At 66.9% G+C, this 21,276-nt stretch carries 15 protein-coding genes; 5 read left to right on the top strand and 10 right to left on the bottom strand.

The window, feature by feature from the left end; translation table 11 throughout:
* Positions 1–17: 17 nt before the first annotated feature.
* The 3 genes from AC0QC4_RS11620 to AC0QC4_RS11610 form a co-directional block, all read right to left on the bottom strand.
* A complete protein-coding gene (locus AC0QC4_RS11620; RefSeq protein WP_483660063.1) occupies positions 18–317 on the bottom strand; it encodes a hypothetical protein in 300 nt (99 codons plus the stop codon).
* 35 nt (positions 318–352) lie between these two features.
* Positions 353–3,322, bottom strand: a complete 2,970-nt coding sequence (locus AC0QC4_RS11615) for a M16 family metallopeptidase (protein WP_483660062.1) — start codon at positions 3,320–3,322, stop codon at positions 353–355.
* A gap of 121 nt (positions 3,323–3,443) precedes the next feature.
* Positions 3,444–5,639: an acylase gene (locus tag AC0QC4_RS11610; protein ID WP_483660061.1), complete on the bottom strand. Its 2,196-nt coding sequence runs from the start codon at positions 5,637–5,639 to the stop codon at positions 3,444–3,446.
* Positions 5,640–5,861: 222 nt separating this feature from the next.
* On the opposite strand from AC0QC4_RS11610, the gene clpB reads away from it, so the two are divergent.
* Entirely contained in the window at positions 5,862–8,441 is a 2,580-nt protein-coding gene (gene clpB / locus AC0QC4_RS11605) for an ATP-dependent chaperone ClpB (RefSeq protein WP_483660060.1), read from the top strand.
* A gap of 12 nt (positions 8,442–8,453) precedes the next feature.
* On the opposite strand, the gene AC0QC4_RS11600 is transcribed toward clpB, so the two are convergent.
* Together AC0QC4_RS11600 and AC0QC4_RS11595 are read right to left on the bottom strand one after the other, a co-directional pair.
* A complete protein-coding gene (locus AC0QC4_RS11600) occupies positions 8,454–8,744 on the bottom strand; it encodes a hypothetical protein (protein ID WP_483660059.1) in 291 nt (96 codons plus the stop codon).
* Positions 8,745–8,820: 76 nt separating this feature from the next.
* Positions 8,821–9,990: an aspartyl/asparaginyl beta-hydroxylase domain-containing protein gene (locus tag AC0QC4_RS11595; RefSeq protein ID WP_483660058.1), complete on the bottom strand. Its 1,170-nt coding sequence runs from the start codon at positions 9,988–9,990 to the stop codon at positions 8,821–8,823.
* A 78-nt stretch (positions 9,991–10,068) separates the two neighbouring features.
* On the opposite strand from AC0QC4_RS11595, the gene AC0QC4_RS11590 reads away from it, so the two are divergent.
* Positions 10,069–11,073, top strand: a complete 1,005-nt coding sequence (locus AC0QC4_RS11590; RefSeq protein WP_483660057.1) for a hypothetical protein — start codon at positions 10,069–10,071, stop codon at positions 11,071–11,073.
* A 269-nt stretch (positions 11,074–11,342) separates the two neighbouring features.
* Here the strand turns inward: AC0QC4_RS11590 and AC0QC4_RS11585 are convergent, their stop codons facing one another.
* The 4 genes from AC0QC4_RS11585 to xseA all read right to left on the bottom strand — a co-directional run bounded on the left by AC0QC4_RS11585 (position 11,343) and on the right by xseA (position 17,182).
* Positions 11,343–14,330: a TonB-dependent receptor domain-containing protein gene (locus AC0QC4_RS11585; RefSeq protein ID WP_483660056.1), complete on the bottom strand. Its 2,988-nt coding sequence runs from the start codon at positions 14,328–14,330 to the stop codon at positions 11,343–11,345.
* A gap of 238 nt (positions 14,331–14,568) precedes the next feature.
* Positions 14,569–15,501, bottom strand: coding sequence for a M23 family metallopeptidase (locus tag AC0QC4_RS11580; protein ID WP_483660055.1), 933 nt, complete (start codon positions 15,499–15,501; stop codon positions 14,569–14,571).
* A gap of 3 nt (positions 15,502–15,504) precedes the next feature.
* Positions 15,505–15,720, bottom strand: a complete 216-nt coding sequence (locus AC0QC4_RS11575) for a DUF2093 domain-containing protein (protein ID WP_483660054.1) — start codon at positions 15,718–15,720, stop codon at positions 15,505–15,507.
* Between the two features lie 37 nt (positions 15,721–15,757).
* Positions 15,758–17,182, bottom strand: a complete 1,425-nt coding sequence (gene xseA, locus AC0QC4_RS11570; protein WP_483660053.1) for an exodeoxyribonuclease VII large subunit — start codon at positions 17,180–17,182, stop codon at positions 15,758–15,760.
* Between xseA and purD the strand changes: the two genes are divergently transcribed.
* Together purD and AC0QC4_RS11560 are read left to right on the top strand one after the other, a co-directional pair.
* A complete protein-coding gene (gene purD, locus AC0QC4_RS11565) occupies positions 17,182–18,447 on the top strand; it encodes a phosphoribosylamine--glycine ligase (protein ID WP_483660052.1) in 1,266 nt (421 codons plus the stop codon). The two genes, xseA and purD, sit on opposite strands and share 1 nt — an antisense overlap.
* A gap of 30 nt (positions 18,448–18,477) precedes the next feature.
* Complete coding sequence (locus tag AC0QC4_RS11560; RefSeq protein ID WP_483660051.1) at positions 18,478–18,978, top strand: hypothetical protein; 501 nt, start codon at positions 18,478–18,480, stop codon at positions 18,976–18,978.
* An 11-nt stretch (positions 18,979–18,989) separates the two neighbouring features.
* On the opposite strand, the gene AC0QC4_RS11555 is transcribed toward AC0QC4_RS11560, so the two are convergent.
* Positions 18,990–20,297, bottom strand: a complete 1,308-nt coding sequence (locus AC0QC4_RS11555) for a hemolysin family protein (protein WP_483660293.1) — start codon at positions 20,295–20,297, stop codon at positions 18,990–18,992.
* A gap of 250 nt (positions 20,298–20,547) precedes the next feature.
* Here AC0QC4_RS11555 and AC0QC4_RS11550 point away from each other — a divergent pair, with 250 nt between their 5' ends.
* A complete protein-coding gene (locus AC0QC4_RS11550; RefSeq protein WP_483660292.1) occupies positions 20,548–21,210 on the top strand; it encodes a YiaD family glycine zipper/OmpA-like lipoprotein in 663 nt (220 codons plus the stop codon).
* The last annotated feature ends 66 nt before the right edge of the window (positions 21,211–21,276 follow it).

Below are 21,276 nucleotides of genomic sequence, written 5' to 3'. Positions count from 1 at the left end.
GCGACTGAACGGGCCGATCAGCCCTGACGGGTGCCGTTCATCGCCATCTTGCCGAACGCGCCGGTGTCGATGGTGCCGGTCAGCGTGTCGCCATCGACCGTGGCGGTGCACTTCAGCGTCATCGGCATCGGCACCTTCATGTCCATCGTCCAGGTCAGCGTGTTGCCGTCGACCTTGCCGTTCTGCACGTCGAGGCTGCCCATCGCGCCTGCATTCTGGCCGGTGAAGGTGTCGCCGTCGACCTTGACGGTGAAGACGGACTTCTGGTCACCCATCGGCGACTTGGTAATGCAATCGTAGCTGCCTTCGACGGACATGGTCTCTTCCTTCCTGTGATGCGGATGCTGGCGGCTTATTGGCCGCCGAGCGTTGCGGGATCGACGGTTTCCACGGGCAGACCGAGTCCGTCAAGCTGCGGCGCAACGATAGAGGCATCGCCCACGACAATATAGGTGAATTTGGCCGGATCGACCTGCGCCCGCAGCGCCGCATTCATCTCTTCCGCCGTCATCGCGCGGTAGCGCGCCGCCAGATCCTCGTAGAAGCTGTCGGGGCGACCCAGTTCGATGATGTTCTGGATGCCATCCAGCACCGCGCCCGAGGTTTCGAACTCGCCGGGCAGGCCACGGATCGATTCGTTGCTGGTGCGCGCCAGTTCCTCCGGCGTCACCCCCGACGCGCCGATGAAGCGCCCGACCTCGGCCTGAACCTCACGGATGGCGTCCGCGGTCTTGTCTGCCTGCACCGGGGCGATCACGCGGAACAGCACCTGCTCCTCCTGCCCGCCCAGCACCGAGCGCGAGCCATAGGACCAACCCTTGGTTTCGCGCAGATTGGTATTGATGCGGCTGAGGAAGCTGCCGCCGAGCACATCGTTGGCCTGGCGCAGCGTCAGCAGGTCGTCGCGCCCGCGGGCGGACAGCACCTGTGCCGCAACGATCACCGACTGCGGCGAGTTGGGCCGGTTGACCAGCAGGATACGCGGGCTCGGCGCGGGAATCGCGACCGAGAAGTCCTTGACCCCCTTGGGCGTCGATGGCGCGCGCCAGTCGCCGAAGGCACGGTTGAGCTCGGCCACCACGGTGCGCAGGTCGGTATCGCCGACCACATAGATGCTGGCGTTGTCCGGGCGCACCCAGCGGCTGTAGAAGCCGGTCAGGTCGTCGCGGGTGATCGCCCGCACCGAGCCGACCGTGCCGTTGCCCGATACCGCGCCATAAGGATGGCCGGCGCCGTAGAGCGCCGGGTTGGTCGCCCGGGCGGCCAGCGCGTTGGGGTTGTTGAGCTCCGCAGTGATCCCGGTCAGCTGCTGCGTGCGCAGCCGCTCGATCTCGTCCGGAGCAAAGGCCGGATTGCGCACCACGTCCGCCCACAGGGCAAAGGAAGCGCGCATGTTGGGAGCGAGGGCATAGATGCTCACCCCGGTGCGGTCGGTGTCGAACCCGGTCGAAAGGCCCATGCCGAGCCGCTCCTGCGCTTCGGCGAGCGCGGTCGAATCGAGCGTGGTGGTGCCTTCGTCCATGAGGTTGAGCATCAGCGCCTGCGTGCCGAGCCGGTCACGCGGGTCGGCCGCAGCCCCGGCGTCGAAATTGATCGTCGCCCGCACCGTCGGCACCGCCCAGCGGCGCGCAAAATAGACCGGAATGCCGTTGCGCAGCCGGCCGCGTTCGATGGCGGGGAAATCGAGATCGCCGATCTGGCCGAGCGCCGGCGGCTGGATGGTGGGCGCCGGCGGAGCGGCGGGCGCAGCGGCAGGCGTCCCGGCGGCTGGTGCATCCTGCGCCGACATTGCGGCAACACCGGTGCGGCCGAGCGCCCGCTCGTTCGCCGACTGCGGCGTGCGATAGAAGTTGGCGGCGAAGGCGGCATCGACTGCGGCCTGCGGATCGGCGATCGCGCCGCCGCGGCCATCGCCGGTGTCGGTGCGCGGACCGGGGCGATAGGTCAGCGAGAACACCGGCCGCGACAGCCAGCGGTTGGTCACCTCGCGCACCTGTTCCGGCGTCGCACTGGCGTAGCGGCGGATCTGCGTGCGGTAGAAGGCCGGATCGCCCATGTAGAGCTCGCCCTGCGCCAGCTGGGTTGCCTTGCCGCCGAAGCCACCGACCGACTCCAGCCCGTCGAGCTGGCCCGACAGGCCGGACATGACCGCACGCTGGACCTCATCGGCGGTGGGGCCTTCGCGCAGAAACTGAGCGGTGATTTCATCGAGCCGGCGCGCCACCAGCTCCGGATCGACCCCGGGCTTCACGTCGGCCGAGATCAGGAAGATACCCAGATCCTCGAACGCCTGGGCCCCGGCGGATACGCTGACCGCCAACTGCTCGCCGCGCACCAGCGCGTTATCGAGGCGGCTCGAATTGAGCCCGCCCAGCACGCTGCCGGCGATCTGCAATGCCGGCGTATCCTCGGCGCCCCAGCCGGGCACGGTCCACATGCGATAGATGCGGGTGGTGGCGATCTGGTCGGTCACCTCGCGCGCCAGCGGCGCAGGCAGGGTGGGAATCTCGACTGCCGGGTGGACCACCTCGGGCCCACGCGGGAAACCGCCGAACCAGCGCTCGACCAGCGGGCGGGCGGTGGCGGCATCGATATCCCCGGCCAGCACCAGCACGGCATTATTGGGGCCATAGTTGGTGCGGAACCAGTTCTGCACCGTGTCGAGGCTGGCAGCATTGAGATCTGCCATCGAGCCGATGGTCGAATGATAATAGGGGTGGCCGCGCGGCACGAGATTTTCGAAGATGTAATAGCGCAGCAGGCCGAACGGCTGGTTGTCGCCCTGACGCTTCTCGTTCTGGACGACACCGCGCTGGTTATCGAGCTTTTCCTGCGTCACCGCGCCAAGCAGATGGCCCATGCGGTCGGCCTCGAGGAACAGCGCGCGCTCCAGCGCGCCGGTCGGCACGGTCTGGAAATAGTTGGTGCGATCGGGGTTGGTGGTGCCATTCTGGTCGGTCGCGCCGATTTCTGCCGTATATTGGAAAAAGTCGTTGGGCGCATTTTCCGATCCGTTGAACATCAGATGCTCGAACAGATGGGCAAAGCCGGTGCTGCCGGCGGGCTCATGCTTGGAGCCGACATCGTACCAGATCGAGGTGGCCACGACCGGCGCCTTGCGGTCGGTGTGGACGATGACGGTCAGCCCGTTGTCGAGCACGAAACGCTCGTAGGGAATGTCGATCCGGTCGACCAGAGCCTGCACCGGAGCAGCAGCGGGTGCCTCGCTGCGCTGTTGCGCCAGGCTGGAGGTCATCGGCGTCAGAACGGTCGCAGCCGAAAGGGCAGCCAGCAACGGCAGGCGGAGAGCGGTAAAGCGCATGTCAGTCTCGTCCCTGTTTATCGCGCCCATGGACTAAGGGGGGGCGGGCGCGTGTGCCAGTGAGTTATGACAGCGCGCATGGCAAAGGCAAGAGGGCAACTACAAGCGTAGTTAAATCATCCTAGGGCCGGTAGAATCGCGGATTGGTCGCCAGAAAGGCAGCCCTGTCGAACAGTACCGGCTTGAGCTGGTGGCGCACGAACAGGGGCGCCTGATCGCTGTGGTGCGGCGAGTCCGGCCGCGTCGTCGCAGCGCCGAAGGGCTGTATTGATTCGGATCGAACATTGCCCGCCCGGTCCCAGGCGATGAACATCAGGAAACTGTCGCCATGGCGTACGCGCAACCGGCCGTCGGGGTCCTCATCCCACAGCGTCGAGGCGCGCAGCGTGTCGTTGCCGCCGTCGAGCGGCAGGTCGACAGCGGTCGCGCCCTCCCCGTGCCGCAGCCTGAGCACCGTACCCAACGCGGGGTTGAGCGACCCGAAATGGGTCTGCAGATGCGTCACGGCATCGGACAATATGCTTCGTGCATCGGGCCGTTCGCCGGTGCGCAGATAATGGATGCGGTTGGCCGGGCGCAGAACCATCAGCGCCAGCGCATCGCCATCGCCGCGTCCGTCGAGCCGCCAATCCCAGCGCCCGAGCAGCCGCTGCGCCTCGGCAAGGCGGGCGTCGCCGGACAGGTCGAGCGCCGCAATCGCCTGCATGAATGCCCCGGCATAGCCGCTGCGCTCATAGCCGGTGTCATATTTGATCCGCTTCAGCCCTGCCTCGTCGATCTGCCCCGCCGCCTCGAACAGCGCGATGGCGCGTAATGACCGATTGGTCTCGTCCAGCTCCACGCCCAGCCGCGGGTCGATGGTCGCGGGATCGATCTCGTCGCCGGGGCCAGCGGCGGTGAACGGCGTGTTGTTGGCGTTCATGACATAGCCCGAGGCCGGATTGACCAGCCGCGGCACCCGGTCGAACGCCAGCGTGCGCGTCCACAGCGCGCGGCTGGTGTCACCCGGCAGAATCGCGCGCCAGTCGAACCCGGCGGGGCGATCGGGGAACATCGCGTTGTAGAACAGGCCGATATTGCCCTCTCGGTCGGCGTAGATGAAATTGGTGGCCGGCACCCCCTGCCCCGCCATCGCCGCCTGCCACTCGCTGAAATTCCGAGCCTTCTGGATGCGGTAATATTGGGTGACCATGTCGAGGCTGTCGATGCCGGCATAGCGCATGGCAAAGGCACCGGACTCGTTGATGATCACCGGCCCATGTACCGATCGGTAGATGGTGCGCGGCACCGGCAGCACGAACGGTCCCCATTTGACGCGCAGCCAGACCCGCTTCGATTCGAGCGGCCGCCACCCGCCGTCATAGCGGTAGCGCGTGCCGCTTTCGTCGAGTGTCAGGCGATAGACATCCACCAGATCGGGGCGGTTGACGGTGTTGGTCCAGCCAAGGTCGCGGTTGTGCCCCAGGAAGGGATAGGGCGAGCCGGGGAAGTTGGCGCCGGCAAAATCCCAGCCCTCATCCGAATGCACCACCATCTCGTACCAGGCGACGCCGCCGGTCCATGGCTGGTGCGAATTGGATACCAGCCAGGTGGTGCCATCGGTCGACCGCGCCGGGGCCACGGCAAAGGCATTGGAGCCATTCTGCCCCTCGCCCGCGCCGAACAGGGTGTTCGAGAAATATGTGGCACCGCCCTCCATATCCGCAGTTTCGCGGGGACGGTTCACCCCCGGAATTGGCGGCCCACCCTCGCGGTTGAGCGGCTTGCCCTCGACCAGATTGCCCAGCACCGAATCGAGCCCGAAGAAGAACGGCGAGCGCACGACGAACCCGGTCACCACATCCTGCGGCGTCACCGGAAACAGGTTGGAAAGCTTGACCTCATCGGGGTGCCGCTCGGCATAGCGGTTGAGGCCCGCCGCATAGGCCGTCAAGATCAGCTTCACGTCATCGGGCAGCCTATCATACTGCCGGTCGACCGTCCCGCGCCCGTCGATGACATAGGCGGCGAAATCGACCTTCGCCCCATCCGCCCCGATGATCGCGCCGAGACGGCCGCGGGTCATCGCCAGCACCTCCTGCAGCGTCGAGAAATCGTCCTCGGCATGCGCGTAGCCGACGCCATAGGCGACATCGGCATCGGTGCGGCCGAAGATATGCGGCACGCCATAGCTGTCGCGCGCGATGCGGATATCGGTGGGGGTATAGGCCACCGCAGCCGGAGCGCGGGCGGTGAGCGGCTCCCACACGGCAAGTCCGATGGCGGTTACGACGACCAGCGCGAGCAGGACCAAGCCCAGACGTTTGAACCAGCGCATACACTCTCCCCGCCGCCCGCTCGGGTGCGGGTCATCGCGGTTGGCTAAGCGCTTGGCCGGGCAGGTGCAAGCCTGACCGCTGGGCGGCACCACGCGGCGGACGAGGCCTTGGCATCCCAAAAGCGACTGGCTGGACCTTGCGTGTTACCCGCATATATCGGCACCCCTTGTGTTGCACGATTGCAACACTAACTTGAGCCCATCGCTCAACGGGGACGTGCCATGAATCTCGAAAAACTGACCGACCGCGCCAAGGGTTTTCTGCAGGCCGCACAGACGATTGCGATTCGCCTGAATCACCAGCGGATCGGCAACGACCATTTGCTGAAAGCGCTGCTCGACGATGAGCAGGGCATGGCGGCCGGGCTGATCGGCCGCGCGGGCGGCGATGCCAAGCGCGCTCTGTCCAGCGTCGACGCGGCGCTGGCCAAGGTGCCGGCCGTCACCGGCAGCGGGGCACAAAGCGCGCCGGGCATCGACAATGATCTGGTGCGCACGCTCGATTCCGCGGAGCAGATCGCCACCAAGGCCGGCGACAGCTTCGTCACGGTCGAACGCCTGCTGCTGGCGCTGGCGATGTCCGGCGGCACGCCCGCCGGCAAGACATTGGCCGAGGCCGGCGTCACCGCCGAGGCGCTCAATCGCGCGATCAACGAGCTGCGCCAGGGCCGCACTGCAGACACCGCCGGCGCAGAGGACCGCTATGATGCTCTCAAAAAGTTCGCCCGCGACCTCACCGAGGCAGCGGAGTCGGGCAAGCTCGACCCGGTCATCGGCCGCGACGAGGAGATCCGCCGCACCATCCAGATTCTCGCCCGCCGCACCAAGAACAATCCCGTCCTGATCGGCGAGCCCGGGGTCGGCAAGACGGCGATTGCCGAAGGGCTGGCGCTACGCATCACCAACGGCGACGTCCCCGACACGCTCAAGAACCGCCGCCTGATGTCGCTCGACATGGGCGCGCTGATCGCCGGCGCAAAATATCGCGGCGAGTTCGAGGAACGGCTGAAAGGCGTGCTCGACGAGGTCAAGGCCGCCGAGGGCGACGTCATCCTGTTCATCGACGAGATGCACACGCTGATCGGTGCCGGCAAGGGCGAGGGCGCGATGGACGCCGGCAACCTGCTCAAGCCCGCGCTGGCGCGCGGCGAGCTGCACTGCATCGGCGCTACCACCCTCGACGAATATCGCAAGCATGTCGAAAAGGACGCCGCACTGCAGCGGCGCTTCCAGCCGGTGTTCGTCGGCGAACCGACCGTGGAAGACACGATCAGCATCCTGCGCGGCCTTAAAGAGAAATATGAGCTGCACCATGGCGTGCGCATCACCGATGGTGCGCTGGTGGCGTCGGCCACCCTTTCCAACCGCTACATCACCGACCGCTTCCTGCCCGACAAGGCCATCGACCTGATGGATGAGGCCGCCAGCCGCATCCGCATGGAGGTCGAATCCAAGCCCGAAGAAATCGAGACGCTCGACCGCCGCATCATCCAGTTGAAGATCGAGCGCGAAGCGCTGGGGCGTGAGAGCGATACGGCGTCAAAGGACCGTCTTGCGAAGTTGCAGGAGGATCTTGCAAATCTGGAACAGCAGTCAGCCGAGCTGACCCAGCGCTGGCAGGCGGAGAAGGACAAGATCCAGGCCGAGGCCAAGCTCAAGGAACAGCTCGATGCCGCGCGGCTCGAGCTGGAACAGGCACAGCGGTCGGGTGACCTCGCCAAGGCGGGTGAGCTGCAATACGGCCGCATCCCCGAGCTCGAACGGCAATTGGCCGACGCCGCCGGTGCCGCTGCGGGCGCGATGCTGCGAGAGGAAGTCACCGCCGACGATATCGCTGCGGTGGTCGCCAAATGGACCGGCATTCCGACGGAACGGATGCTGGCCGGCGAGCGCGAGAAGCTGATGGCGATGGAAACCATCATCGGCAAGCGCGTCATCGGTCAGGCGCAGGCGGTCGAAGCCGTCGCCAAGGCGGTGCGCCGTTCACGCGCCGGTCTGCAGGACCCAAACCGTCCGCTCGGTTCCTTCCTGTTCCTGGGGCCGACCGGCGTCGGCAAGACCGAACTGACCAAGGCACTGGCCGGCTATCTGTTCGACGACGACAGCGCGATGGTACGCATCGACATGTCGGAGTTCATGGAAAAGCACAGCGTCGCCCGGCTGATCGGCGCGCCTCCCGGCTATGTCGGCTATGAGGAAGGCGGGGTGTTGACCGAGGCAGTGCGTCGCCGCCCCTATCAGGTGGTGCTGTTCGACGAGGTCGAGAAGGCGCATGGCGACGTCTTCAACATCCTGCTGCAGGTGCTCGATGACGGACGCCTGACCGACGGGCAGGGCCGCACGGTCGATTTCACCAATACCATCATCGTGCTGACCAGCAATCTCGGCAGCGCCGCCATCGCCGCGATGCCGGACGGGGCAGATGTGTCCAGTGTCGAGGATCAGGTGATGGACGTGGTGCGTGCTCACTTCCGCCCCGAATTCCTCAACCGGCTCGACGAGATCATCCTGTTCCACCGGCTGGCGCAGGAGCATATGGGCGGCATCGTCGACATCCAGGTCGCGCGGGTCGGCAAGCTGCTGGCGGATCGCAAGATCGACCTGGTGCTCACCGACGCGGCGCGCGCCTGGCTCGGCCGGGTCGGCTATGATCCGGTCTATGGCGCACGCCCGCTGAAGCGCGCGGTGCAGCGCTATCTGCAGGATCCGCTGGCCGACCTGATCCTGAAAGGCGACGTGCCCGATGGCGCGACGGTGCAGGCCGACGAAGGCGACGGCGGGCTGAGGCTCACCGTCGCCTGAGCGGGTCGCGCGTTAGTTGCCGCCCTGCTTGCTGGTCGAATCTTCGACCATCTTGCGGGCGTTGTAGTTGCCATTCTCCGCAATCGTGCGCCATTCTCGGACGGTGCGGCACACGCGGCCGCGCTTGACCAGCGAGCCGGTGACTTCGACCTGACGACAGCGCACGCGGTTGTCCGGATCGGCCGGGTCGTCGGACGCCTTTGCCTGATCGGCCGGCACCGTCGCCGGCGCTTCTGCCTGAGTGAAAGCGAGCGCCGGCACGGTGGCCAGCGCGGCAACGGTGATGAGTGCAAGGACGCGCATGTTTATTCCTGTATTGCAACGATAAGACAGCGTAACATCTATTGCCCAGCCCCGCAATTGCCTGAACGATGGGGACTTACCCCATGCCGGCGGCATCGGCTGCGGCATAATAGCGCACGATCATCGCCTGTTCGGCTTCGCTGAGGTGCGGGTTCCACACGTCGAAGATCAGCACCGCGCGCAGTGAGTCGCTATCATTCCAGGCCTCATGTTCGATGGTGTCGTCGAATGCGAACGGCACCCCCTCGATCCATGCTCGGGTCTCCGCGCCGACGCGGAACCCGCAGCCCTGCGGTACGATCAGCGGCAGATGGATGATGGCGCGGCTGTTGGTAACCCCGGTGTGCGGCGGGATGCGCGTGTGCGGCCGCAGCAGGGAGAAAAAGGCCGACGGCGACCGACCGGGAATGTGCGCCGATGGGATCGCCGCCAGCGCCGCCGCCGTGGCCGGGCAACGCTCCAGCACTGGCGGGTTCGGCTCGCCATATTCCCACAGAAAACAGGCCCCCCAATCGAGGCTGTGATCCAGCGTCGACCATTTGTTATGCGGCGAGCCTTCATCGAGCCGGACATAGGGCCGCAACGCGGCGTCACCATCGGCCAGCAGCGCCGTCAATTCCGCCCGGATGGTATCGGTCTGCTGCGCGAGCGCGTCGAACCAGGGGAAATGCGCCTCATCGAAGAATTCGTCGGCGGGCAGAAAGGGATAATGAAGCCCGTCACACTCATTCTGGTAGACGCGTCGCCCCCGCAGTGCGCGATCTAGAAAAGCACGGACGCGGCGCTGCTCGCCCGGATCGAGCACCGCCAGACTGTCGGCGAGCTGTGCTTCCACGGCACTGCCGATCTGCGTTGTCCGGTCTGCGATCCAGGCCCGCGCACGGTCGAGCACCGGCACCAGCCCCGGCGGAACCGGATCGAGCCGCGCCGCCATCTGCAACACCCCGTTCCATGCAAGCAGGGCATCCCCATGCTCGTCCAGCCGCTGGTGTAGTTCGGCCTTGCGCAGCCACGCCATGAAATCGGTGCGGTCGATACGCAACGCCGCTTCCAGTGCGTCTCGTTCGCCTTCGGAATCGCCCAATTCGCGGCGCGCATGCGCCAGATTGCGCCACAATGGCCCGGCCTGCGGATCGGCCGCGACCGCATCGGCGAAGGCCGCAGCCGCGCCGGCAAAGTCGCGCCGCACCAGCGCTTCCATGCCACGGCGGTTGGCTTCGTGCGGATCGACGGCGGACGATGTCATTTCCGCTGCGTAGCGACAGCGGCCCGGCCACTCAAGCACAGCTTGCCAGCGCGGACGGACGCGGGCAGGGTCGCCGTGATGGCCAGCACTGCCGATATTCTGCCGAGCGACGCCTCGTGGCTGGCACACCGATACGAAGCGCGGCAGGATGTCGTGCAGTTCCGGCTGGTGCGCCGCGCCGAGCACGCCGACTTTCCGTTCCTGACCGACGAGTATGTGGGCAACCACCCGCTGCGGGTGCAGCCGAGGATGGCAGCGGTAGCCGCCGCGAACGAAACGCAGGCACCGCTGCGGCTGATTTTTCACTCGGCCTTCTGTGCCTCGACTCTGCTGTGCCGTGCCTTTGACCGTCCGGGGTTGGCGATGGGCCTGTCTGAACCGGCCATCCTCAACGACATTGTGGGAATCCGTCGGCGGCGCGAGGCCGAACCGAAGCGCGTGGCGCAACTGCTCGACGAGGCGATGCGGCTGCTGGCGCGCCCTTGGGGCGTTGGTGAGGCGGTGGTCGTCAAACCATCCAATATCCTCAACCCGCTCGCTGCCGCCATGCTCGCGCTGCGCCCCGAGGCGAAGGCAGTGCTGCTGTATGCGCCGCTGCCGGTGTTCCTGGCGTCAGTCGCGCGCAAGGGGATGTGGTGCCGGTTGTGGGCACGCGAGCTGCTCGAAGGTTTGCTGGCCGATGGCGTCGTCGATCTCGGTTTTGGGCCAGCGGACTATTTCCGGTTGACCGATCTGCAGGTGGCGGCGGTGGGCTGGTTGGCGCAGCATCAGCTGTTCGCTGCGCTGGGTACGCGATTCGGGGACCGGGTGCTTCGCGTCGAGAGCGAGGGTTTGCTGGGGGCACCTGCGCGGGAGGTGCAACGTATCGCCGCGCATTTTGCTTTGGACGTTGACCCGGCGATCGCCGCAGACATTGCGTCCGGACCCGCCTTTTCGCGGCACAGCAAATTCGGTCAGTCGTTCGATGCGTCGGCGCGGGAGGCTGAAAGAGCGGCAGCCCGGCTGGCGCATGGCGACGAGATCGACAAGGTGACGACATGGGCGCGCGCCGTAGCCGACAATGCGGGCATTGCCTTGGACTGATGCGGCTGGCGAGACCTGCGCCGGACGCCGGATAAGCGCGTTGCCGTCTGCCACTCTCGAATTGACATGCGGGGCCAGGCCCTGGCCGCAGCCAGCGCCGACTTGGGCGCTTCTGTCGCATGGATCGGCTGCGGTCGCGATCCACCTCCGTCAGATCGCTCCGGGAGCTCCGTAGGCGCCAAGGCGCGGCGGTGCTGGTCCGGCGTTCGTCACAAATGAAAAGGGGCAGGTCTTGCGACCCGCCCCTCTCATCAGACTGCGTTGTTCGATCAGAACTTCAGCTTGACCGCGACAGCATAGCTGCGACCCAGCGCGTCGTAGGTCGACGGATAGGTGTTGCCGCTGTTGAACGAGGTCGAACCAACGTCCGCGCCGACCAGCGGCGGGGCCTTGTCGAACAGATTCTCGACAGTCAGCGTCATGGTCAGATTGTCGCCAATGTTGAAACGACCGGTCAGGTCGAAATAATCATAGGCGCCGATGCGGTTGAAGTTGACCGAACGACCGGCCAGCGAACCCACGCCGGTTGCCGGCAGGTTGCCGACGAACGCATCGCCATCTTCATAGCGGACGCTGTCGATGTGCCGCCACAGCAGCGAGACGTCGATGTTCTCGAAGCTGAGGGTGGTGCGGAAGGTGGTCTGCCATTCCGGCTGGATCGACGCGCAGTTGGCCGAATAGAGACCGACGCACTCACGGTTGACCGCGCTCGGATCAAGCACGTTCGAGTTGAAGGTCGAGCTATCCGTCCAGTTGCCCGACAGAGCCAGCGACAGGTCGGCAAAGCCGATGTCACGACGATAGTTCAGCGAGAAGTCGATACCGTTGGTAGCAAGTGCACCGAGGTTCGACAGCGCGAGGAACAGGCCGGGGGTGGTTGCCGGGTCGCCGTTGAGACCGCCGGTCAGCGGGTCACGACGGATGACAAGGCAGGCCGGGTTGGTGGTCGACAGGTTGGCACCGGCAAAGCAGGCGTCGATCGCCGCGCCCGGATCAGGCGTGGTGATGGCACCGCTGATTTCGATGTCATAATAATCGACCGTCAGGCTGAGACCCGGAATGAATTCCGGATCGAACACGAAGCCCAGCGTCCAGCTGTTCGAGGTTTCCGGCCCGAGCAGCAGGTTACCACCCGAGGTCGCATTGGCCTGGCTGGCAATCGGCTGAGCGATCGCGTTGATGTTGCCGGTGGTGGCGCCCTGCGCAAGGCAGACATCGCGCAGCGTACCGGTCGGGTTCGGCCGGATGCGGACACCGGCGTCGTTGAACACGGCGCAGGGGTCGTTGGCGAGGCTGGTCAGACCGGTGTTCTGCGGCGAGAACAGTTCCGAGATGTTCGGCGCACGAACAGCGCGAGCGTACGAACCACGGATCTTGAAGTCTTCGACCGGGCTCCAGCTACCACCGACCTTCCAGGTCGTGGTGTTGTACGACGGGCTGCCAGCCGCATCGACCGAATAGGCCGAATAGCGGATACCGGCTTCGAGCGTCAGATCGTGGAAGAACGGACGATCCTGAACCAGCGGCACGACGATTTCGCCAATGGCTTCGTAAACGTCATACCCGCCGTTGATGTTCGGATCGGCACCGCCGGCACCGCCCAGATCACCGGCGCTGGCCAGCGTGTCCGACTGCTGCGACGCACGATACTTGCGATACTCGCCACCGACGGCGAAGGCGATCGGGTTCGATGCCCACGGAATGGTGACGCCCACATCGCCGCTGACGGTACCGCGGGCCTGGGCCAGCGTGGTGACCGTGCGGACGGTCGAGTCGGCGGTCAGGAACGCGGCCTGTGCAGGGGTGATGCCACCGATCTGCGGCGAGAACACGTTGACCGGAACGCATCCGTTCGACGGATCGATACAGGTGGTGGTGTTGGTCGCCCGCAGCGCCTGACGGAAGCGCGAGTTCAGCGTGTAGTTCTGGATGACTTCCAGATTTTCCGACTCGCCGTACGAACCCCAGATATCCCAGCTGATCGAGTCGGTGATGCCGCCGCGGGCGCCGACGCGATAGTCGAAGATGGTGGTGGTATATTCGGAAATACGCGGACCGACTTCTTCCGCACGACGGAACAGGGCGGTGGTGATTTCGCGATAGTTCGGGTCGGTCGGGCTGGTGGCCACCGCAGCCGCGGCGCACTGTGCCGGGGTCAGCGTCTGTACGCCGGCGAGAGCAGGGTTGCTGTCGTTGTTGGCGCAGAAGCGGTCACGAATGCCAGCCGGCAGATAGGGGTTCGAAAGCGGGATCTGCACAGCGATACCGAACGAACCCGAAGGCGCGATGATGGTCGACACGGTGTTCTTGGAGAACAGGCCGCGGGTGTACACTTCCACGCTGTCCGACACTTCGTAACGACCGGCGCCATAGATGTTGAAGCGCTCGAACGGAGTCTGGAAGATGTTGAACGGGTTGAAGTTATAGGGCGCATAGGTCGGCACCAGGCTGTTGCCATCGCGCGAGACCTGCAGCGTGCCCGAACCGGGTACCGAGAAACGCGACGGAATCGAGGTACCTGAACCCGACGGCGCACCCGAGAAAGAGCCGATGTTGAAGCGCGAAACAGCGCGGGCGCCCTGATAGACAGGGTCAGCTTCCTGATAGCCGATTCCGAGCACAACGTTACCACGACCATCGTCGAAGTTGGCACCGGTGGTCACGTCGACGCGGAAGGTACCGCCATCGCCTTCTTCGGTGATCTGGTAGCCGGCATTGACTTCAAGGCCGGCAAAGTCCTGACGGGTGATGAAGTTGACGACACCGGAGATGGCGTCTGCACCATAGGTGGTCGATGCACCGCCGGTCAGCACGTCAACGCGCTCGACAAGCGCGAGCGGCACGTTGTTAAGGTCGAAGCGGCCGTTCAGTTCGGCCGGGACGATGCGCACGCCATCCAGCAGCACGACGTTGCGGTTCGAACCGAGGCCGCGCAGGTTGACGAACGACGCGCCGCCGTTGCCGTTGTTGACCGCAGAACCGATCGACGGGACGACGCCCGGAATTTCGCGAAGGATTTCTTCTGCGACGTTGGACTGCAGCAGCTCGATTTCATCGGCGCTGGTCGCATTGACCGGGGTCGAACGCTCAAGATTCGGATTTTCGATGAGCGAGCCGGTGACGACGATGTCCTGGCCGGTGTCTTCGCCCTCATCGGCGGTGGCGTCCTGTGCGAACGCCGGCGAGGCGATCAGCGCCAGGCCGAGCACGAGCGGGGCCGAGCCCGCCTTGAATTGCGCGATTCGTGATGTCTTCACGGTCCAGTTCCCTTTCACTGGTAGATGTGTCTTTGCTTCCCCCAGGCGCCCAAATGCGTGCGCATATGCCGCCGGATGGTGCAACGACTGGCGCTAAGTCGCCAAACAGGCAAGCAAAAGCGCGTAACGAACCCGCCATTTTCCGACGCTGTGGCGATTTTGCCACAGCTGGGCGCGGCGCAATTGCACTCCATGTCGCGATAGTGCGCATTCTGGACATATTGTTGCGCGCGGCAGGTCAGCGCGGCATCGGTCCTGCCACTTGCGCCGCGTCGACCTTGGCGCCGTTCCAGCGCATCGCCCAATGCATGTGCGGCCCGGTTGCCCGGCCGGTGGCACCCACTGCCCCCAGAATCTGCCCCTGCCGCACCACGTCGCCGGTGCGCACGTCGAGCCGGCTGCTGTGCAGAAACACGCTCGACAGGCCGTGGCCGTGGTCGATCATCAGGATATAGCCTTCGAGCGTGAACGGCTCGGTCGCGGCGAGGATGACGACGCCGTCGGCGGGCGCGACATAGGGCGTGCCGGTGGGCACCGCCACGTCGACGCCGTTGTGGAAGCTGCCCGGTTCGCCGCGATAGACGCGCTGGGACCCGAACACGCCCGAGACCCGCCCGGTCACCGGCCAGATGAAGCGCTGCCGCCAGCCTTCGCTGCTGACCACCGTCTGCCGGGCAGCCGCCATCTGCGCGATCTCTCCGGGCCGACGCGCCTCGAACTCGGCATCGCTGCGCGCGGCACCGCGGGCGGGTGCGTCGATATTCTGGATCGCCCAGTTGCCCGGCGTCACCGCCAGACTCTGCTCGCTGCGCCCACCGGGCGCGCTGGCGACCAGCAGCGCAGCGGCCGGCGCATCGCGATCGAAGCCGATGATGAACTGCCCGTCAGCGGCAACGCTGACCGGCACGCCATCGAGCGTCAGGGTGGCGTCCGCCGGCGTCACCCGCCCGCGCAGCAACGCGCCCTGCCGGGCATCGATGCTGTCGAGCATGATGGCGGGCGGCTGCGGCACCGGCGGGACCAGCAAGGTCGGTGCCGCCGCAGCGGCAGGTGCCGGAACCGGCGTGGCAGGGGCGGGCTGTGCCATCGCCGGCGGGATGCAGCTGCCCAGCATCACCATCAGCGGCGCCAGTGCGAGCCTTTGTGCCAGCAATGCCGTGCCCCCGGCCATCGTTCAGCCCGCTGCGGGCCGGCCGCCGGTGATCGCCTCGACCGCCAGCGCGCAGCTGGCATAGGCCTCCTGGCGGTCGACCGACCAGTAGCGCAGCTCGTCGAGCGGAATGCGCACGCCGCTTTTGGCGCACAGCACATGATCGCCCTGCGCGAGCATGCGAAACCCGTTGGGGCCATAATGCAGGCGGGCCTGCCGGCTGTTGGATGACATCAACATATTGCCAAGGGTGGCGTGGCTCGGCGATGATTGCAAGTCAGTCGAACAATCCTGCCTGGCCCGGCAGAGGCGGACGCGGCTTGCGTGGCGCGGGCGCCGGGGCGGGAGCAGGGGGCGGAGCCGGGGCATCGCCGCTGGTTACGGTCAGCTCGCCATCGGCAAAGCCCAGCCGCAATGTTCCGGCGGCGCGCGCGGCCGCGGCGCTGGTCAGCACCTGCCCGCGCGAATCGCGCACCATCGCATAGCCGCGCGCCAGCATGCGGCGCGGATCGAGCGACTGTGCCAGCCGCCACAGCGCCTCGCTGCGTTCGCGGGCGGTGGCGATGCGCTGGTCGATCAGCGCCGGACGCAGCGCCGCAGTCGTGCCGGCATGCGCCTGGCGCGCCCGCTCCAGCCGATATCCGAGTGCCTGCGGCAGCCGTTCCGCCCAGTCGTCGAGCCGCTGGCGCTGCGGCGCGACCAGCCGGTCGAGCCCGGGCAGGCGCGCCGCTGTCGCCTCGAAGCGTTCGTGCAGTTGCCCGGCGATGCGCGCCCAGGCGCGCCGCGTGCGCGCGCCATGCTCGGCGAGAGCGGCGGCGAGCTCGGCGCGCACCGGCACCGCCATTTCGGCGGCGGCGGTCGGCGTCGGCGCGCGCCGGTCCGCCGCGAAATCGATCAGCGTAGTGTCGGTCTCATGGCCGACGGCGGAGATCAGCGGAATGCGGCAGTCGGCGGCGGCGCGCACCACCACCTCCTCGTTGAACGCCCACAGATCCTCGATCGAGCCGCCGCCGCGCGCGACGATGACAAGGTCCGGGCGCGGCACCGGGCCATCGGCCGCCAGCGCGTCGAACCCGCGGATGGCGGCGGCTATCTGCCCCGCCGCGCCCTGCCCCTGCACCAGCACCGGCCAGACGATGACACGGGTCGGAAACCGATCCTCCAGCCGGTGCAATATATCGCGGATCACCGCGCCGGTGGGCGAGGTGACCACGCCGATGATGCGCGGCAGATGCGGTAGCCGCTGCTTGCGCCGCTCGTCGAACAGCCCTTCGGCGGCGAGCCGCGCCTTGGTCTTTTCCAGCAGCGCCAGCAGCGCGCCCTCGCCTGCCAGTTCCAGGCTGTCGATGACGATCTGATATTTGGAGCGGCCCGGATAAGTGGTCAGCTTGCCCGTGGCGATGACGTCGAGGCCATCTTCGGGGCGGAACGGCACGCGCAGCGCATTGCCCTTCCACATCACCCCGTCGATCACCGCATCGGCATCCTTGAGGCAGAGATAGAGGTGGCCGGAGGCAGCGCGCTTGAAGCCCGAGATCTCCCCGCGCACCCGGACATGGCCGAACCTGTCCTCGACGATCCGTTTCAGCGCTTGCGACAGCTCGCCAACCGAGAGCGGCGCGGCATTGTCTCCCGCGACGCTGCGGGCTACCAGCGCGCCATCGTCGAAACCGCTGCTGATCGGAAGGCCTGAGCCCTGCAATGAACATACTCCTGATCGGGTCGGGCGGGCGCGAACATGCCCTCGCCTGGCGTCTGGCGCAATCGGCCAGCACAGGCAAGCTGCTCGCCGCGCCCGGCAATCCCGGCATCGCCCAATGCGCGACGCTGGTCGAGCTCGACGTGGCCGACCATGCCGCCGTGCTGGCCCTGTGCGTCGGCGAGGCGATCGATCTGGTGGTGATCGGGCCGGAAGCGCCGCTGTGCGACGGGCTGGGCGACAGCCTGCGCAGCGGCGGCTTTGCGGTGTTCGGACCGGACGCTGCAGCAGCGCGGCTGGAAGGGAGCAAGGGGTTCACCAAGGCGCTGTGCGCGCGCGCCAACATCCCCACCGCCGCCTGGGTACGATGCGCCTCCCCCGACAAGGCGCTGGCAGCGCTCGACCGCTTCTCGATCCCGGTGGTGATCAAGGCGGACGGCCTTGCCGCCGGCAAGGGCGTGGTCATCGCCGAAACCCGCGCCGATGCGCAAAGCGCGGTGCGGGAGATGACGCAGGGCGGCGCGCCGATCGTCATCGAGGAGTTCATGACCGGCGAGGAAGCGAGCCTGTTCGCCCTGTCAGACGGCACCAGCGTGGTGCCCTTCGGCAGCGCGCAGGATCACAAGCGGGTCGGCGATGGCGATACCGGTCCGAACACCGGCGGCATGGGCGCCTACAGCCCGGCCCGCGTGCTCACCCCGGCACTTGAGGCGCGCGCCATGGCGGAGATCGTCGAGCCGACCGTCGCCGCGCTGGCCGCTGCGGGCACACCCTATGTCGGCGTGCTCTACGCCGGCCTGATGCTGACGGCCGAAGGGCCCAAGCTGGTCGAATATAACTGCCGCTTCGGCGATCCCGAATGCCAGGTGCTGATGCACCGCTTCACCGGCGATCTCGCCAGGCTGCTGCACGCGGTGGCGACCGGGCGTCTGGCCGAGCATGGCAGAATCGCCTTTGCCGACAGCGTCGCGCTGACGGTGGTGATGGCGGCGCGCGGCTACCCCGGTACACCGGCAAAGGGCGGGTCGATCGGCGGCATCGCGGCGGCCGAAGCGGATGGCGCAACCGTGTTCCATGCCGGAACCGCGCTGGCCGACGGGCAGTTGATCGCCAGCGGCGGCCGCGTGCTGGCGGTCACCGCCAGCGGCGGCACGGTCAGCGAGGCACAGGCCCGCGCCTACGCCGCCGTCGACGCCCTCGCCTTCCCTGACGGCTTCTGTCGCCGCGACATCGGCTGGCGCGAAGTCGAGCGCGAACAGGCCGCATAAATCCCCATCGCCATGGTCGGAGAGGTTGCCATGACCAGTATCGATACCACCACCTTCATTCTGATTGCCCTCGGCGTCGTTGCCGTGGCCGTGCTGCTATGGCTGATGCTGCGCGCACGCGGCGGCAAGGTGCCGCCGATTGCGCCGACCGCGCCGCGCCCCCCGCTCGAGCCGGTCAAGCCGAAGATCGATCTCGCCACACCGGTGGCGTTCGACATGCCCGCGCCGGAACCCGTCGCGGTCGCTGCCAGCGATGGCGAGCGACCGGCCATCGCGGCGGCGGTCGGCGCGCCCGACGATCTCAAGCGGATCAAGGGCCTCGGCCCCAAGCTTGCCACGCTGCTGGCGTCGCTCGGCGTCACCCGCTTCGACCAGATCGCCGCCTGGACCGAGGCCGATATCGCCGAGGTCGATCGCTTCCTGGGGACGTTCCAGGGCCGCATCGTCCGCGACAACTGGGTAGAGCAGGCCGGCTATCTGGCGCGTGGCGACGAAGCAGGCTTCGCGGCGCGGTTCGGTTCGCTGGGGTAGTCCGGCAATCGTCAACCGGCCTCGATCTCGGCGCTGACCAGCAGCTTGTCGATCTTGCGGCCGTCCATGTCGACGATCTCGAAGCGCCAGCCCTGGTCGGTGAACACCTCTCCCACCCCCGGCAGATGGCGCAGCACCGCGAGCGCATAGCCCGCAACGGTGGCATAATCGCGTTCTTCGGGCAGGGTCAGGCCGAGACGGTCGGCCAGCGCGTCTGCCGGCATCGATCCCGACACCAGCAGGCTTCCGTCCTCGCGCTCGACCAGCTGCGGGTCGGTGCCGATGTCGGCGTCCGAGGCGAATTCGCCGGCGATCGCCGACATCAGGTCGGATGGCGTCACCAGCCCCTCGAAATGGCCATATTCGTCATGCACGAACAGCATCGGCACCTCGGCCTGGCGCAGCGCGGTCAGCGCGTCCATGGCATCGAGCGTCTCGGGCACCACCGCCGCCTTGCGCATCAGCTTGCGCAGGTCGATGGGCTCGCCGCGAAACAGGGCGGCGGCAATGTCGCGTGCCTGCACCACGCCGACCGGGCGCTCGACCGCGCCCTCGGCCACCGGAATGCGGGTGTGCGGCGTGGCCAGCAGCCGCTCGCGGATGGCATCGCCGTCGGCATCGGCATCCAGCCAGTCGACCTCGGTCCGCGGGGTCATCACTTCGCGCACCGGCCGGTCGGCAAGGCGCACCACGCCGGAGATGATGGCGCGCTCATGCTCCTCGATCACCCCGGATTTGGAGGCTTCGGCGACGACCAGATGCAGCTCTTCGGCGGTGACCTTGCTTTCGCTTTCGCGGTCCAGCCGCAGCAGCCAGAAGACCAGCGCGCTCGACCGGTCGAGCAGCCACACCAGCGGCGCGGTCAGGCGTGCGATCCACTGCATCGGCACCGCCGCCAGCGCGGCAATCGGCTCGGGCTTGCGCAGCGCGAACTGCTTGGGCACCAGCTCGCCGACGATCAGCGACAGATAGGTGGTCAGCGAGATGACCACGGCGAAACCCAGCGTTTCGGAAAGCTCGGCCTCCAGACCGAACCAGGCCTGCAGACGCATCGCCACCGGCTCGCCCAGGCTCGCGCCCGAATAGGCGCCGGCGATGATCCCGACCAGCGTGATCCCGATCTGCACGGTGGAAAGGAAGCGGCCCGGCTCCGCGCCAAGGTCTATCGCCGCCTGCGCGCCGAACTTGCCCTGCCGCACCATCGCCTCCAGCCGCGGCTTGCGCGCCGAGACAATCGCCAGCTCCGACATGGCGAGCAGCCCGTTGATCACCACCAGCAGGAGGATGATCAGCACGTCGCCCCACGGAAAAGCAGTCAAATCCTTGTGCCTGTCGTCGTTGATGCCGGGCAGAAAGGCCCGATTGCTGGCACCGCCATAGCGCGCCAGCCGCCGGTTCGACAAGGTGAACCGCGTCTGGCACCCCCGTTCAGCTTCGGTTCGGTGGCGCAACGGAACAATGGCGGACGCGGGGCATTGAACCGTCGCACCCGTATCGACAGGCTGGAGGGCCGCGACACGGGCACGGATTTGCAAGACAAGGCAGGGAAGGAACTAGCCGATGACCAGAATGAAACTCGCCGCTATCGCCGCGACAGCCGCCGCCATGGGGCTAGCCACGGCCGGCTGCATTACCGATCCCAACACCGGCGAACAGCGCATCAGCCGCGCCGCCATCGGCGGCGTGCTGGGCGCGGGCGGCGGCTATCTGCTCGGCGATCTGATCGGCGGGCGCAACGACCGCACCGAGCGGATTATCGGCACCGGAATCGGCGCGATCGCCGGCGCCGGCGTCGGCGCCTACATGGATCGTCAGGAGCAGGAGCTGCGCCGCCGCACCGCGGGTACCGGAATCGGCGTTGACCGCCAGGGCGACCAGCTGGTGCTCAACCTGCCCGGCGACATCACCTTCGATTATGACAGCGCGACCGTGAAGCCGCAGTTCCAGGCGACGCTCGACCAGGTCGCGACCACGCTGCGCGACTATCCGTCGACCGCCATCGACATCTATGGCCACACCGATTCGCGTGGCTCGGAAGTCTATAACCAGGGCCTGTCGGAACGGCGCGCCAACGCGGTGCAGAGCTATCTGTCGAGCCGCGGCGTGCAGTATGAGCGCCTCGCGACCCGCGGCTATGGCGAGACCGCGCTCAAATGCCCTGAGACCAGCGATGACGGCTATCGCTGCAACCGCCGCGTCGAAATCCGCATCGCGCCGGTGACGCAGAACTGATCCCATCGGATCAAGCGTCGCCCCGGGCTTGACCCGGGGCCGCCATCGACCTTGCGCAAGGTTGCC

This window comes from Sphingomonas sp. jy18 (genome assembly GCF_056931895.1).
The sequence above is the reverse complement of the archived record's forward strand: the minus strand, read 5'-3'. Positions and strand labels throughout refer to the sequence as shown.

Coding starts and splice junctions, on each gene's coding strand:
- AC0QC4_RS11560 (WP_483660051.1), top strand. CDS start 18,478: ATGACCAGTATCGATACCACCACCTTCATTCTGATTGCCCTCGGCGTC.
- AC0QC4_RS11580 (WP_483660055.1), bottom strand. CDS start 15,501: ATGGCCGGGGGCACGGCATTGCTGGCACAAAGGCTCGCACTGGCGCCG.
- AC0QC4_RS11590 (WP_483660057.1), top strand. CDS start 10,069: ATGGCCAGCACTGCCGATATTCTGCCGAGCGACGCCTCGTGGCTGGCA.
- AC0QC4_RS11615 (WP_483660062.1), bottom strand. CDS start 3,322: ATGCGCTTTACCGCTCTCCGCCTGCCGTTGCTGGCTGCCCTTTCGGCT.
- AC0QC4_RS11595 (WP_483660058.1), bottom strand. CDS start 9,990: ATGACATCGTCCGCCGTCGATCCGCACGAAGCCAACCGCCGTGGCATG.
- purD (WP_483660052.1), top strand. CDS start 17,182: ATGAACATACTCCTGATCGGGTCGGGCGGGCGCGAACATGCCCTCGCC.
- AC0QC4_RS11600 (WP_483660059.1), bottom strand. CDS start 8,744: ATGCGCGTCCTTGCACTCATCACCGTTGCCGCGCTGGCCACCGTGCCG.
- AC0QC4_RS11620 (WP_483660063.1), bottom strand. CDS start 317: ATGTCCGTCGAAGGCAGCTACGATTGCATTACCAAGTCGCCGATGGGT.
- AC0QC4_RS11575 (WP_483660054.1), bottom strand. CDS start 15,720: ATGTTGATGTCATCCAACAGCCGGCAGGCCCGCCTGCATTATGGCCCC.
- clpB (WP_483660060.1), top strand. CDS start 5,862: ATGAATCTCGAAAAACTGACCGACCGCGCCAAGGGTTTTCTGCAGGCC.
- AC0QC4_RS11610 (WP_483660061.1), bottom strand. CDS start 5,639: ATGCGCTGGTTCAAACGTCTGGGCTTGGTCCTGCTCGCGCTGGTCGTC.
- AC0QC4_RS11550 (WP_483660292.1), top strand. CDS start 20,548: ATGAAACTCGCCGCTATCGCCGCGACAGCCGCCGCCATGGGGCTAGCC.